This is a genomic window from Bacillus sp. ISL-57 (assembly GCF_018613135.1).
Classification (GTDB): domain Bacteria; phylum Bacillota; class Bacilli; order Bacillales; family DSM-1321; genus Peribacillus; species Peribacillus frigoritolerans.
The window spans coordinates 1-14,793 of the sequence record NZ_JAGGQV010000033.1 but is presented as its reverse complement, the minus strand read 5'-3'; the positions used below and the strand labels follow the sequence as shown (position 1 = coordinate 14,793).

11 protein-coding genes and 1 pseudogene are annotated in these 14,793 nt (G+C 37.4%); 2 read left to right on the top strand and 10 right to left on the bottom strand.

The genetic code is table 11. The features are described from left to right. The first annotated feature begins 17 nt into the window (after window positions 1-17). Window positions 18-740: a M48 family metallopeptidase gene (locus tag J7I90_RS25545; RefSeq protein WP_214774510.1), complete on the top strand. Its 723-nt coding sequence runs from the start codon at window positions 18-20 to the stop codon at window positions 738-740. Between the two features lie 34 nt (window positions 741-774). Here the strand turns inward: J7I90_RS25545 and J7I90_RS25540 are convergent, their stop codons facing one another. The 10 genes and pseudogenes from J7I90_RS25540 to J7I90_RS25495 all read right to left on the bottom strand — a co-directional run bounded on the left by J7I90_RS25540 (window position 775) and on the right by J7I90_RS25495 (window position 13,284). Next, complete coding sequence (locus J7I90_RS25540; protein ID WP_214774508.1) at window positions 775-3,717, bottom strand: type I restriction endonuclease subunit R; 2,943 nt, start codon at window positions 3,715-3,717, stop codon at window positions 775-777. A gap of 35 nt (window positions 3,718-3,752) precedes the next feature. Continuing rightward, window positions 3,753-4,970 carry a restriction endonuclease subunit S gene (locus J7I90_RS25535; RefSeq protein WP_214774506.1) on the bottom strand — a complete coding sequence of 406 codons (1,218 nt, stop codon included), beginning with the start codon at window positions 4,968-4,970 and terminating at the stop codon, window positions 3,753-3,755. Then, on the bottom strand, window positions 4,967-6,460 hold the full coding sequence (locus J7I90_RS25530; RefSeq protein ID WP_214774504.1) for a type I restriction-modification system subunit M: 1,494 nt from the start codon (window positions 6,458-6,460) through the stop codon (window positions 4,967-4,969). The genes J7I90_RS25535 and J7I90_RS25530 overlap by 4 nt, the downstream gene beginning before the upstream one ends. 404 nt (window positions 6,461-6,864) lie before the next feature. After that, window positions 6,865-7,500 carry a hypothetical protein gene (locus J7I90_RS25525; protein ID WP_214774502.1) on the bottom strand — a complete coding sequence of 212 codons (636 nt, stop codon included), beginning with the start codon at window positions 7,498-7,500 and terminating at the stop codon, window positions 6,865-6,867. Window positions 7,501-7,513: 13 nt separating this feature from the next. Continuing rightward, complete coding sequence (locus J7I90_RS25520) at window positions 7,514-8,446, bottom strand: hypothetical protein (protein ID WP_214774500.1); 933 nt, start codon at window positions 8,444-8,446, stop codon at window positions 7,514-7,516. A gap of 208 nt (window positions 8,447-8,654) precedes the next feature. After that, window positions 8,655-8,831 (bottom strand): annotated as a pseudogene (locus tag J7I90_RS25515) (IS1595 family transposase); the annotation flags it as partial. 113 nt (window positions 8,832-8,944) lie between these two features. Then, window positions 8,945-9,565: a recombinase family protein gene (locus J7I90_RS25510; RefSeq protein WP_214774498.1), complete on the bottom strand. Its 621-nt coding sequence runs from the start codon at window positions 9,563-9,565 to the stop codon at window positions 8,945-8,947. Window positions 9,566-9,977: 412 nt separating this feature from the next. Next, window positions 9,978-11,195 carry an eIF2A family protein gene (locus J7I90_RS25505; protein WP_214774496.1) on the bottom strand — a complete coding sequence of 406 codons (1,218 nt, stop codon included), beginning with the start codon at window positions 11,193-11,195 and terminating at the stop codon, window positions 9,978-9,980. A 127-nt stretch (window positions 11,196-11,322) separates the two neighbouring features. Further along, a complete protein-coding gene (locus J7I90_RS25500) occupies window positions 11,323-11,580 on the bottom strand; it encodes a hypothetical protein (RefSeq protein ID WP_214774494.1) in 258 nt (85 codons plus the stop codon). A 612-nt stretch (window positions 11,581-12,192) separates the two neighbouring features. After that, on the bottom strand, window positions 12,193-13,284 hold the full coding sequence (locus J7I90_RS25495; RefSeq protein ID WP_214774492.1) for an oxidoreductase: 1,092 nt from the start codon (window positions 13,282-13,284) through the stop codon (window positions 12,193-12,195). A 158-nt stretch (window positions 13,285-13,442) separates the two neighbouring features. Here J7I90_RS25495 and J7I90_RS25490 point away from each other — a divergent pair, with 158 nt between their 5' ends. After that, window positions 13,443-14,309: a LysR family transcriptional regulator gene (locus J7I90_RS25490; protein WP_214774490.1), complete on the top strand. Its 867-nt coding sequence runs from the start codon at window positions 13,443-13,445 to the stop codon at window positions 14,307-14,309. Window positions 14,310-14,793 lie beyond the last annotated feature (484 nt).

The following is a 14,793-nucleotide window of genomic DNA, read 5'->3' as shown; positions in this document are numbered from 1 at the left end:
AGAAAGGAAGATGATTAATGCATGCTATCCAATTTGGAAATAAAACAATACCGTACACACTCTCAAGAAGTCATCGTCGTAAAACGTTATCTATTTCTGTTAATCAGCATGGAGTGTCTGTCATATCTCCTTCCGATGTAGATATAGAAAAGATTGAAACCACTTTACATAAAAAATCTGTTTGGATCATTAAACAACTTTCTGATTTCAATGAAATGCATACAAGCGTTCAAGAACGTTTCTTTTTGTCTGGAGAAAAGCTCCCTTATCTCGGCCGGCAATATCGCCTTAAAATCATTAGAACTAATACTAATGAACCCAGCTTTCGATTTTATCAAGGTCGATTTTTAGCAGAACTCCCAAAAGAAACTTCTGAAGATGAGCAGCGAGATGTTTTATATCCATTATTCGTAAATTGGGTTAAACAACGGGCAAACAAATTTGCCCATGATCGTTTAAAACGATTTACCTTAAAGCTTCAGCAAGAACCGAAAAAAATCGTGATTAAAGACCAAGAGCAACGATGGGGAAGCTGCACACCCGCCGGCAACATCTTATTAAATTGGCGGATCTTTTTAGCTCCTACGTCGATAATTGACTATGTATTAGCTCACGAACTGGTCCACTTGAAGCATATGGATCATTCAAAACAATATTGGGAGACATTACGAATGCTGCTACCAGACTATGAACAGAGAAAAGAATGGCTCCGAGTCCAAGGCGGTACTCTAAACGTATAAAACTGACCAGAAATCAATGATTTCTGGTCAGTTTTTATCCATATTGAACTTCTGCCAGAGCTGTAAAATAGCCAACAAGCATGGAAGCATCACTCATAGACATGTTTTTCTTCAGCAGAATAATCTTTAGGTCCGCATTTAATTTACGTTTAAAATCATTTTTACGGGTCCAATCCGGTATCGGTGTCACCCGATCCTCTATGAACTCGTGAACTACCACAGTGATTTCTTTTAACTCACCAATTTCTTTTTGACCTTCAAATACCTCTACTAGTTTATTAAAATAAGGCTCTTCTTCCGGTTTTAACCCACTTTTAGTTTGTCCGTCTACCTTGTTCAAGATCTCATCTCGGGCAGAATAGAGCTTTTCTAATAATTCATAGATATTCATTTGACGCTCTTTAAACCGTTCTAACAGATCTTCAACTTTTTTCTTAAGTGACGTGTAGAAAACTTCATCTTCTTCAATTCGAACTGAAATTTCCCTTTTAATAGCATGTTCAATTTGAGCAGCCTTGGTCTCTGGTAAAACATTTCCTTCTACCTCCTCCTTAAAAGAGGCATCTAGAATGGAAATCGGATCTCGAACCTCGATTCCTTCGGATTGCAAATGTTTATACACGAGATCTCGGACCTTTTCCCCACAATCTGAAATGTCCAAGCCGTCTTCAATCGAAAAACGAGATTTCGCTAATTGACGAATCAACCCTAAATGTTTCAAGTCTCCGACAAATGACTCAGCTTTAGGGCTCGGCATTACTTTATCCATGCTTTCGGCAAACCGTTTAAACGTCATCTCAAAATCGGAACGGACATCTTCATCGGCCAATCGGAGAATGCTTTCTTCACGTTGAGATTTCTTCAATCCATCAAGAAACCGCATCGCAGATCGATGACGTTGTTCCAAACGAGGTATTTCTTCGTCAATGGACTGCAGAGCGCCCTTCACGTCATTTGCACTAAAAGTATCAAGCGCTTGATCCAAAAACCGAGAAACACCAAAATAATCGACAATAAGTCCATATGTTTTGTTATCATCATAGCGACGATTTGTTCTTGCGATCGCTTGAAGCAAATTATGTTCCCGTAATGGTTTATCAAGATACATGACTTGTTCCACGGGAGCATCAAATCCAGTCAAAAGCTTATCACAAACAATTATCATCGCGAGCTTATCTTCAGAGAAAGGCTTTTTGAACCTTTCAATCAAAGATTTTTCCTGCTCTTTGGTAATATGGTGATCGCGAAGATCCTTTTCATCATTATGCCCAGCTGAAAAAATGACGTCTGTCTCAAATTGACCGGCTGCATATTGGTCAATTAATTGTTTATATTTCACGGCGGCTGCTCTAGAAACGGCAACCAGTTGGGCCTTATAGCCGTTTACTAGAATATGAGATTCAAAGTGACGAACAATATCGAGGGCGATTTCCTCCATCCGTTCGGGGGCCGTCAAAATAAGCTCTTCATTCACGTGTTTCTGTTTAATTCTTTCCCGTGTATCTTCATCATATTCAAAAAACACACGGTTAAAGAGTTCATCTAGGGACTCCCCTTTTACATGGACATTCGGCAAACGAGATTCATAATAAATCGGGACTGTCGCTCCATCTTCTACTGCCTGTTCTATTGTGTATTTATCAATATAGGAGCCGAATTTTCCAGTTGTAGAACGTGTTTTCTTGTCTATTGGCGTTCCAGTAAAACCAATAAAGGTTGCATTCGGTAGCGCTTTCCGCATGTTTAGCGCTAACCCTTTATATTGTGACCGATGCGATTCATCCGTCATAACAATGATATTCTCTGCCTCCGAAACGACAGGGAAGATTTGATTTCCGTCCTTATCTTCCGCGCCTTGGAATTTTTGAATCAAGGTCATCACCGTGGTTCCAGGCCCTTTTTCCAACTGAAGTTTTAAATCGGCCACTGAAGTGGCTTGTGTTGGATTAGGAAACCCGCAATGCTGGAAGGTTTTCGTGATTTGTTCATCCAGATCCTGACGATCAGTTACCACCAAAAGCATTGGGTTTTCAAGACTCTCCACTCTGCGCAGTTTCATGGCTAGATACACCATGGTTAAAGACTTGCCTGATCCTTGCGTATGCCATACCACCCCTCCGCGAAGAGATGGCTTGTTTTCGGTAATGATTCGATCAAGCGCTTTATTTACGGCGCGATATTGCTGGTACCGAGCGAGCTTCTTCACTTTCCCATCAAAAACAATGAAGTTTCGCATGACATCTATAATCGCTTCTTTTCGAAGTATCCCGGCAGCCAAGATATCTTGAGCTCGGTTACTACCTACTTCCTCTACCGTTAATGGATAAGGATCTTTCCATAAGCTATAATGTTGCGGCCTCGCTAAGATGGTTCCCGCCCGTGCCCGGTCCCGACTTGTGACAATCAGCATCTGATTGTACCAAAACAATTTTTCATGGGTCTCCTGATAGCGATCAAATTGACGAACCCCTTCTGGCAACTGTTGGTCCCACTTCAATTTAGGGCTTTTACATTCTATCAATACCAAAGGTAATCCATTTATATAAAGGACGATATCTGGTCGAATGGTTCCATTCGCATTGGTATAGGAGATTTGGTTGACAACCAAAAAGTCATTCTTATCGATATTATCAATATCAAAGTCAAATAAACGCACAGTTTGATTCTTTTTCCCTCCCCCTAAGTCTTGAAGAACGGAAATCCCTTGGCCAAATAACCAGTCAAATATCGTTTTATTGGCATCCCATAAATCTTCTGATTGAAGGGCAACTAACTGTTTTACGACCTTTTCAGTATTCGCTTCACTGATCCATTCATTGAGCCGTTGAATAGCTTTGGACAAACGAGCTTCTAAAACAATGCTACCTCTTCCATTCCGTTCACCGTCTAGCTCCGAACCTTTTATATATGTATATCCATAACTTTGCAATTGCTCGATAAACGGTAATTCCACTTCCGTATATTCTAAAGGTTCCATACCTACTCACCTCCATTCGGAAAAAGGGGGACGGCTCACACCGTCACCCGTATCTTTCCGGTTAATAGCTGTTGCATTAAGCCTTTTTTGAGTTCCGAATATTTTTCTTTTTCTTGTTCGTAAATTTTAATTTGTTCATCGACAGATGTAAAAATTTTCGCAATTCTGATTTGTTCATTTAATGGAGGAACTATCATATCAAACTTTGCTACTTCTCCTACATTCAAATTAGGCACCCCTCCACCTTGAAAAACCTTACCCTTGGCCATTCTTTGATAATTTTCAGAATTTAACAGATAGGAATAAAAAAGACTATTATATCCCTCTTTCAATCTAATTAAGGTAAGACTTACATAGACACTAAATTCCCAATCAACACTAACAACTGTAGCTTTTCCAAAATTTGCTCCTACCCTTGTATATAAAATATCACTTTTCTTTGGTTTTACTTTTTTGGTAAGCTCTTCATGATATTCTTTTGATATAAAATTATATTTGTCTAAAATTAATTTATTTTCCTTTACATTCTGTGAGGATAGGAAAGGAATTCCTTCCTCTACGTACTTTGGAGTACTAGCTACACCACACTTTAATACTTCAGTTATTTCAATGAATTTTTCAACCTTCCACTCAACAGGAATCTCCCCAAACTCTGTCTGCCTAAATTCGGTATGCACAATCCCTCTTGTCAGCAATTGCTGCATCAAGCCTTTTTTAAGCGCTTTTGTTTTAGTGATAAGCCGATCAGTGTTCTCGATATGCTCATCGACGGTGGAAAGGATTTCGGCGATTTTTTGCTGTTCCTTTAAAGGCGGAAAAGAATGCTTTATTTTAGATATATTGGTTGCACTTAAACTAGGTACTCCGGTAGCTTCATTGTATTTATACCAATCAATTGTTTGAAATAAGTAATAAATGAATTTCGGGAAATTTTTTTCAATATTAATATCGGTATAAAATAAAGTGTCAATTGTCCAGAAAGGCTTTTCCATATATTGAGGTTTATCAATTGTACCCTTTCTGCCAATTAATACTGAAGGTTTTTCAAAAAGAGGTGTTCTTGCCCACCCAATAATCCCACCTGTACCCAGTATAGGAATATCACTTTTTTCTACTTCAACATCTTTTTGATTTTTTCCGTACCCAACCTTTAAAACCTCTCCTAATGTAGCAACGTTCCATTCAATCGGAATTTCACCAAATTCCGTCATATTATATCCTTCACGAACCTCTTTCACAGCCGATACCATCATACTTCACCAATCCCTAATTCTTGCAAATAGCCATTTAGTTTTTCTTTTATATTATTTTTGTTGGTTTCAAGTTCTCTAATATCCTGTAAAATTGCTGCCAAATCAATTTGTTCTTCTTCTTCCGACTTATCCACATAACGGGTAATATTCAAGTTATAATCGTTTTCCTTAATTTCCTCTAAAGAAACAACACGAGCATATTTCTCCATATCTTCATAACTACCAAAAGCAGTAATAATCTTTTGAAGATCTTCATCGCGTAATGTATTCTGGTTCTTACCCTCTTGAAAATCACTTTCCGCCGCAATAAACAATACATTCCCTTTACGTTCTGCAGGCTTATTACGATTGAAGATTAAAATACAAGCAGGAATACCTGTACCATAAAATAGATTAGAAGGAAGACCTACAACTGCTTCCAGTAAATCAGATTCAAGCAACCCTTGGCGAATTTTCCCTTCTACTCCACTCCGGAAAAGAACACCATGTGGCATAACGACTCCTGCAACACCTTCTGATTTCAATGAAGCGACCATGTGCTGAATGAACGCATAGTCTCCCGCATTTTTAGGTGGAATACCATATTGAAAACGGCCATATGGATCGCTTTCAGCTGCCTCACGTCCCCACTCTTTCAAAGAAAAAGGAGGATTGGCAATAACCCGGTCAAATAACATGATTTCCCCGTCTTCGATAAGTTTCGGAACACGAATTGTATCTCCCTTTTCAAGCTTATGGTCTGGCAGACCGTGAAGCAGTAAGTTCATTTTGGCGATGGACCAGGTGCCGAGGTTTCTTTCTTGACCATATAAGGATATGGACTGCGGATTCCCACCACGTGCTTTTACAAAGTCAACGGACTGAATTAACATACCCCCAGACCCACAAGTAGGGTCATATACACGCATGCCTTCTTCTGGTTTGATTAATTTAACAATCAATTCCACGACTTTAGAGGGTGTATAGAACTCCCCGCCCTTTTTACCGGAATCATCCGCGAACATTTTAATTAAGTACTCATACGCACGTCCCAACATATCCGGTTCTGATAGGTTTTCATTGGATAAATCCAAAAGGGAAAAATGCTGCAACAATCGTTGTAACACGCTATCCGTCAAAACTTCTTTCCGGTTGAAATCGATCGGCGTTAAAACCCCTTCAAGCGTGGCATTTTCATTTTCAAGGGATTCAAAGGCTACATTAATGGAGGAACCGATGTCTTCTGCCTGTTTGCGGATTTCTGTCCATCGTGCCGCGTCAGGTACGAAGAATTGGTATTGATCCGGATCATTAGCCAGTAACTCCCCGATTTCTTTTCCGTGTTCTCGTATTAATTGCAAATGTTGTTCTTCAAACGTGTCATTCAATCGCTTTAAAAATAACAATCCAAATATATAACTTTTATAGTCACTGGAGTCGACTGATCCGCGTAAGATATCGGCTGATTTCCATAAATGTGATTCTAGTTCTTGTTGCGTTAATTTACTCAAGGTTTTTCGCTCCTCTTTGTGTCTATCTTCCTATATATATCTATTGTAATAAAAATTCCTTCGAAAAAGTAATTTTTTAAGTAAATACTGTTTATTTCCTATTCGATATGACTAATCGAGCAACGTACAATATATTAGAGACATCACCAATCAGAAGGCGTGGTTTTATCAAATTAAAAAGAGGTGATTTCCACCTCTTATATTGTGCATGATTTTCTCAATACTTATATAAATCAAACAATATGGTTGTTGCTGACTTGTTATTAGAAGTATTATGTAAACTACTTAGGGATTCTTTTATCTTTCCAAAAATTAATTCCAAGCTATTGCGTTATATCATTCTCAATGAATGAACGTGAAAGAAAGAACAAAAAAAGCCCACCACAGCAGGTTTTATTTTTCCCTTACTTATTCTCTTTCTTTTTTTTCACCATTTCTATACCATTTGAAAAGGCATTAAGGTTAAAAACTTGATACAAATTAAATATAAAACTTTTAACTTCACATATAATATTAATGACTAAAGTTAAATAAAAAGAAACAAGTATATTAGCTAATATAAAATTAACCTTGGGTGGCAATAGTTTGAGGTACCATTCCGGATCAATTATTTTAAATATCGTTACTAGAATAAAACTAAGAATAATAATAGATAGAAAACTAATAGATAGAATAAAAAAATAAAGGTTGTATGTCTTAAAAAAAGATTGTTCTTTTATATTAGCAGTGAGTAATCTTTTTAGAGAGTTTCCATTAGTCAATGCTTGAAATAAAGCATAACCAGTAAAGATTATAGCGAATAAGGCTAATGTAATAGTAATAGATGCGTCTAATATAGTTGTAAAATTCTTTATGTAGTCTTTCTTAAATATCTCAAAAGAGATAAGGAAATAAAAAATAAAAAAACAGGCTAATACTAGGCATCTAGTCTTAGAAATATTAAATATTCCGCATTTTACACTTAATATAAGCACTGATTTAAAATCTTGTTCTTTTAAAAGTTGATCTAAATTTTCAACTAATCTTTCATCTTCCCCCAATGTTATACCACCTTTACAAGAAGAGTTTTATAACGTCTAACATCTTGAGATAAATACTACTGTTCTCTGCACTTGTTTGGTTTAATTCCGGTTTATTATCAAGGTTAACTAAAATATCTTGCGTGTTATGTTCTAAATCGTTTTCATCATCCAAGGGCAAGTATAGAGTTTCTGTAAATGAGTCGCTTGTTAGACGTTTTTCATTTCCATATTTATCTTCAATGATCATATTGGGTTCTACGGTACCGTGAGTCTCACTAATTAAATTGATTACTCCTTCATGATTTTTAGGTGAATTAACTGTATAGTTTCCAGTTTTGCTTCCTAATTCTTGTAGTTCTTCACGCATACCCGCAAATAGAGTACCTACTGGCATATCACCATTTAATGGATATAATCTTATAGTCAATTTTTTAATCTTATTTGCATTTCTAATTTGATCATTAATCTTATTACTAAATGGTATTGGAACAATATTAAGATTAATGTTTGGGTGTTTTTGGTCTTTTTCTTTGTTAATATTATATTCTCTTATATATTGCTTTATTGTATACGAAACAGTGGAGGCGAAATTTCTAATATCTGGGCTTCCATTTTGATTTTTTACAAAAGCCATACGATGATTCTTTAACAGGATAACAAATGTTGAATAGGGATCTGAATCGTATCTTAGATTTTTTTTAACTACACCTTTTCCTTCCTCATATAAAGACTTTATCTCTAACTTTGTTCTTTTTATTATTAGACCAGTGAGTACCATATCTCCTCTAGGTGACTCGATTACTTTAACATTATCGATAAAGAATTTTGTTCCTTTAATCTCTCTTCTTATACCACTTTTAAGGGCTGGTAAGATTATCTTGTCAAAATAATACAGCATTGGTTCATCATCTTTTCCAAATGTACAATTAAAGTTAGCTATATTAGCCTTTTTATTTTCTCTCATTTTTCCACTTCCCATTTTACAGAATTATTTGAAATATTTTTTTAATCTACTTCTAAGAAAATATATAAATATACCTATATACTAATAGTAAACATTAACATTTAAGTAGTTATTTGTATATATAATATTTACTGAACAACTTTATAATTTTTATAATTTGATTTTTAATGTAGGTATTTTGTTCATCGGCTACCTATTGAGTGATTTCACGACCTTTCATAGTCTTACGAAAGAAGGTTTCGTCACTTTCAACGATACCTTGCAATTGATTAAAATCAAGACTTCCTAATGCTTTCAAGATTTTATGCCTCCAATAGAATGCAGTGGAGATGTGAATTTTAAGACGTTCAGAAATTTTTGTTAGTGTATATCCTTCAACCATTAGTTCTTAATGGTAATAGTTAAAGGATTATATTAATTGGTCAGCATAGTAACCCCTATGCTAAATCAGCCTTTGCTCCCGCTGGACAAAAGGCTATTTTTGACGAGTTTCTTCTATTATATAGAACTACTTTGAAAGTCTCTTTCGTATTCTTTAACCAACTTATAAAAAGTCGTCTTTTTAACGTCTAATTCTCCCATTGCCTTCACAGCTGTCACTTCTCCTGATTTCCATCGTTTATAGACTTCTTTGAACTCTTCAGTAATGGTTGCTTTCGGTCGGCCAAAGGCTATGCCATTCTGCAAAGCTACATCAATTCCTTCACGCTGCCGTTTTCGAATTCGTTCCCGTTCCTCTTCCGCCATCCAGGAAAGGATTTGTAAAACAAGATCTGCGATGAAGGTCCCTAAACTATCCTTAAATTGAGTTGTATCCAATAAAGGCATATCCATCACAACGATATCTGCTTGGATATTTTTCGTGATGTCATTCCATTCTTGTAGAATTTCTTCCTTGTTTCGTCCAAAACGATCTAGTGAATGAATATATAGGACATCCCCTTTCCGGATCATCCGTTTTAATAGTTGATATTGTTCTCTGTTAAAATTTTTCCCACTTTGTTTATCTATAAAGATATCTCGTTCATCAAGCCCCTTTTCTTTCATGGCTTGAAGTTGTCGTCCTTCATTTTGATCTTTGCTGCTGACGCGTATGTACCCAAATTTACGAATATCCATCTTTTTACTCCTTGTTCTACTTTTCTTTCTCTTATTCTATCAAAAACGTTCGTAAAAGTGTATGTAAAATAAAGAACGTTCGTAAAGTGTTTTTAAACTTTAACGAACGTTAAAATAAGAGGATTTTATTGAAAAAATACCCGTTCGTAAAAGTGTACTTTTACGAACGGTAACAACAGTGCTTTACCGCCCATTTCGGAAATTTTATACGCTAAGAGAATTCCAAGCTAAAAAGCCGATCTCCTCTACCTTAAGGAATCGACTTTTTTACTTCTTCTTATAGAGCTAACGCACCCGTTAGTTTAAGTGAAGTACGTCACAATCTTGTTGATAGAATAATGAAAAAAGCGACCTTCACCTTGAAGAATCGCAATTGTAGCTTAATAAAATTCCGATTAACAAATTCTTGACCTTAGTTTGGATCATAAAAGACTGGAGCTGAATCAACGTTCTTAATCCATAAATATTCTTGCCCACTAATACCATCTTTCACCCATACATCTCCCTGAAAATCCTCTGCCTTCCTTCGAAACAAAGTAAGATAAGATCTAACTACTTGAGGATTTTCGTCAAGTTCATTCTTCCTTGGAAACGAGGTTTGTTTTTGCTCTCCTGTTCTTATGTTTATAGCGTAAAGTGATGTGAACATATTTGGTACAGGTCCTTCTTTCCACTCCTTGTTCTCTTTCGCACGAGCCACAATTACCAAATCTTTAGAGAACCATTCCAGATCGAGGTCTACAAATCCTTTAGGTGTGTATTCCTTTTGTTGTTTAGATGTTGGGATTTCAGCAATCGTCATCTTCTTGTTTTCAACAAAAAATCTTCCTTCTCCTGAAATATAGGCCAATTGATTGGCTAGAGGAGCCCACTTAAACCAGTCTTTAAACCCTAACATTTTTCCCACTGATTGAAAGTGTTTTCCTTGTGATGATAGGACACCTAACGTATTGCTATCCATTGACCAAGAAGCTGTAGGAACAATTAAAAAGCTAACCCACTTCCCATCAGAACTCCACTTAAAATAATCAGCATCAATCCCAAACAAATCAGGTTCTTTAGTTTGAATAGTGTAAAAAGGTTTTATTTTATCTTTAGAAAGATTTGCATCTACTGGAATTCTATAAAGTGGGATTGGGCCCCATCCAGTAGGGAGTAAGCTGGATTGTGAAGCAACGATAAATTCTTTTCCGTTCGGAAACCATTCAAAACCACTAACCCCAAGTGAGACATTTTCAAAACCCTGTGGACGACCGTTCTTTGTTTTGGTAACGTTTAATAAACCTTGATCATCGTAAGCCAGTTGATTATTTATCGGCGACCATTTAAAGTCAGATGTTACGACCCTTACATAAGGTTGGTAGCTTTCTTTTTCCTTTGTATCATAAATGAATAAATCCGATTTTTCCCCCTTCTCATCACCATCAATATAACCAATAAACCGACCGTCATATGACCATTTTTGATTATACACATATCGATTCTTTGTAAGTTGTATTTCTTGATCTCCCTTTTTGATCCATAGTTGGTGGTCACGGATAAATGCAGCAGTAAGTGGAGCTTCTGCACTGGCAATTGTAGATAAATCAAAACTGAATAATATCAGCAGTAACAATATCCGAAATAACAAGATCATCCCTCCTTCTTTTTAGGATGGCCATATACGTTATCACGATTCTCATTTCGCAATTAGTATGCACCTTTTTATTTAAAACCTTCTTCAGGTATCTGCCCCTTTAGTTCCATAAGAATCCTCTTTATTCGAGTTTATTCCAAGTTACAATCTCCACATCATTAATTTCAACCTCTCCAAGACTTAATAAATGTGGTATGTATGGAAAAAGACCAACTCTGTTACCCTTTTCATTTTCAATTTTGTAATATTCTACTGAAGCTGAGGGTATTTCTTTAAGTTTTTTATAAGTCTCAATATTCAATAGCTTAATTTCATCTTCTTCAATATCTTCAGCAGGACCTTTGTATTTCTCTTTTGTGTAAAGATATATAGCATTCATATTACTTGTTAGTTGTACGAAGACACAAAGATAAGTACATTGGGGACATGAATTTGAGTACATAGAGTTATTAATCCACTCAAAACCGCACCAATTCAATCTCTAACTGTTTTGAGATACAAAATCGAGTACATTATATACAGTAATATAAATTTATCTGTAAACACAAAGGGGAAGGCAATATCTATACCCTCCCCTTTTTCGAACACAACTTATTTTTTTAATCTTCTTGGTTATTTTATAAAAAAGATTGATTATTTTTGGGATCTTTAATGGACTAACGCCCCGTTAGCCATCCATGAATCGCAAAAATCGGCGATTCACCACAAAGAATGAAAATGGTTAGGAAGTGTCAATACTGATACTGACCTTAATCCAGTCAACCCTAATCCATAGACTAATTAATTAACGCCCTCCTCTTTTTTTTAAAACGATTGAGAAGGGTCTTCTTAAGTATTGTCATTTTTCACTTTTAAAGAAACTTATTTTCATGGTAGTTCTATAAGAAAAGCAAAACTTATTCAACAATCGCACCCTTTAATGGAGTAACATGACTGGAGTTTTACAATATCAACAAGAGTAAAAAAAGGAAAATCCTGTATTAATTCATTCTCAGACTATAACTTCTTCTTCACTCAGTGTCGCTATAGGGTGCAAGAAATGATGGTCGAAAGGGATTAACTTTTTACCTTCTTGTACTTTGTTCACCCAGTCCGGATTGACCAATGCACTCGTTCCGATTGCGATTAAGTCAGCATCTCCCGAATCAATGAGGAGCCTTGCTGCCTCCGGTTCTCCCAATTTGCCATTGGCGATGACGGGAAGGCCACTGTATCGCTTAGCTAGCTTGGCAAGCGTCGGTCCGTCCTCCACGAAAGCCGGGACAAACGCCTTATATTCGGTCGTATGGATGTAACTTGGAGATGCAGCCGCTAATTGTTCAAAAATAATCTTGGCATCCATCTCTCCGTTTGCCCATTTATGATGAAAGTCGTTTACTTTCCCTTGTGAGATACGAACACCTACCATGTAATCTGGGCCGACGACAGCACGAATGGAATCCAGCACTTCCACGACGATGCGGATTCGTCGTTCCGTTGAACCGCCATATTCATCTGTTCGATGGTTCATATAATCGGTGATGAATTGATCGAGCAGGTAGCCATTCGCTGCATGGACTTCCACCCCATCAAAGCCGATATGCTTAGCACGGAGGGCAGCTTGTGCGAAGCTGTCGATTGCTTTGCGGATTTCCTCTTGGGTCATCTCTTTCGGAACAGGGAACTCTCCGCTCCCTCCATGATCTTCGAGCATCTTACCCACAGGTTTTACTGCTGACGGAGCGATTGGCGTAAATCTGTCATGCTGAACAAGTGCACCCGCATGCATTAACTGTGCGACAATTTTTCCACCTCCGCGTTGAACCGCCTGAACGACAGGTCTCCACGACTCAGCTTGTGCATCATTGGCTATGCCGGGTTGGTTTTCATAACTTTGGCTGTTCACTGTATCGGGATAGATGCCTTCCGTGATAATGAGACCGAACCCACCTTTCGCAAAACGGGTATAATAACGGACCATACGTTCATTTGCGAGCCCGGACGGTTCTGCACTTGTTCGGGTCATCGGCGATAGTACCACTCGATTTGGTAACTCCAGGGAATCTAACTGAAATGCAGAAAAAAGATTAGAATAGTTACTCATATTTAATTCCTCCTATAATTTATCATATCAAATCCATTTTTTGTCAACTATACGGTTAGTTTTATTAATATGATTGTATTCTGTAAAATCCATATAGTAAAATGATTAATATTGATACATCCATTAATATTATTGATGGGATAAGTGGAGGTTTTTCTATGGAATTAACCGATCTAAAAGTGTTCATGACAATCATGAATGAGGGCAGCATAACTCGAGCAGCAAAAAAACTAGACTATGTTCAGTCGAACATTACAACACGGGTTCGCAAGATGGAGTCAGAGCTTGGAATCCAGCTTTTTCAGAGAAATCCAAAAGGCGTAACGCCAACTGAGAAAGGGCTCGTTTTGAGCAAATATGCCTCGGATATCTTGCTTATGATGGAGGAGGCCATCAGGGCTGTAAAAGAACCAGATTACCCATGCGGACCGCTTGTGATCGGTGTTGTGGAGACGGTCGCTTCCTCTGGGCCTTTTATTCGTGCGTTATCCAAGTTTCAAAGCAAATACCCTGAAGTTGCGTTATCACTGATCACTGGGACGTCGCCGCTTAATTACGAGAAAGTGTTGAACCGCCAGTTGGATGGCGCTTTCTTTACGGGCGAATTCGACTTATCCCAGTTGCAAGTCGCCTATGAGATTCGAGAAGAAGTCGTCCTTCTGACTGCCACTGATGGAAATGAATCTTCAATTTTTCCGGACGTTGATAATGCAGCATGGGTTGTGTTTTCAAAGGGCTGCCCTTTACGTGCAACTATCGAAGATTGGCTTCACGGCGTCGGTGCAGCTCCCACTAACATCGTTGAGATCAGCACACTGGAGACGATGCTGAACTGCGTACGAGCAGGAATCGGGTACACACTTCTAACCAAATCGGCCGTTGCTGTGAACGATGATCGCGTACGGGCTCATCCGGTACCGGAACAGTACCGATTCGCAACAACGCGACTGGTTTCCCGAAAAGAACAGTTTAATAGCAAAACGTTCGCTGCATTTGCTGAATGTGTCAGAGAGACGGGAATTTGATTGAAATCTAAAATGCATTTTTAGTTAACATAAAAATTTATTATATGAAGTTAGCAAAAAAACCAATCCCATATGTATGTTCAAGGGATTGGCTTTTGTTTATTGTTTATTTTTTATCGTTAATACGCCACAAGGAAGACCACTTCTACCTCTATTATGTTCTAAAAATCCGAAAAAGAGCTGCCCAACTCAACTCTCTTACTGAAGTAAAGCACCATGAATCGCAAAAATCGGCGATTCACCACAAAGAATGAAAATGGTTTGGAAGTGTCAATACTGATACTGACCTTAATCCAGTCAACCCTAATCTATAGACTAATTAATTAACGCTCTCCTCTTTTTTTAAACGATTGAGCAGGGTCTTCTTAAGTATTGTCATTTTTCATTTTTAAAGAAACTTATTTTCATGGTAGTTCTTTAAGAAAAGCGAACCTTATTAAACAATTGCGCCCGATTGTGGAAATTCGTTGCTTAAACCTTACTT

Coding starts and splice junctions, on each gene's coding strand:
- J7I90_RS25495 (WP_214774492.1), bottom strand. CDS start 13,284: ATGAGTAACTATTCTAATCTTTTTTCTGCATTTCAGTTAGATTCCCTG.
- J7I90_RS25500 (WP_214774494.1), bottom strand. CDS start 11,580: ATGAATGCTATATATCTTTACACAAAAGAGAAATACAAAGGTCCTGCT.
- J7I90_RS25510 (WP_214774498.1), bottom strand. CDS start 9,565: ATGGATATTCGTAAATTTGGGTACATACGCGTCAGCAGCAAAGATCAA.
- J7I90_RS25545 (WP_214774510.1), top strand. CDS start 18: ATGCATGCTATCCAATTTGGAAATAAAACAATACCGTACACACTCTCA.
- J7I90_RS25540 (WP_214774508.1), bottom strand. CDS start 3,717: ATGGAACCTTTAGAATATACGGAAGTGGAATTACCGTTTATCGAGCAA.
- J7I90_RS25535 (WP_214774506.1), bottom strand. CDS start 4,970: ATGATGGTATCGGCTGTGAAAGAGGTTCGTGAAGGATATAATATGACG.
- J7I90_RS25520 (WP_214774500.1), bottom strand. CDS start 8,446: ATGAGAGAAAATAAAAAGGCTAATATAGCTAACTTTAATTGTACATTT.
- J7I90_RS25490 (WP_214774490.1), top strand. CDS start 13,443: ATGGAATTAACCGATCTAAAAGTGTTCATGACAATCATGAATGAGGGC.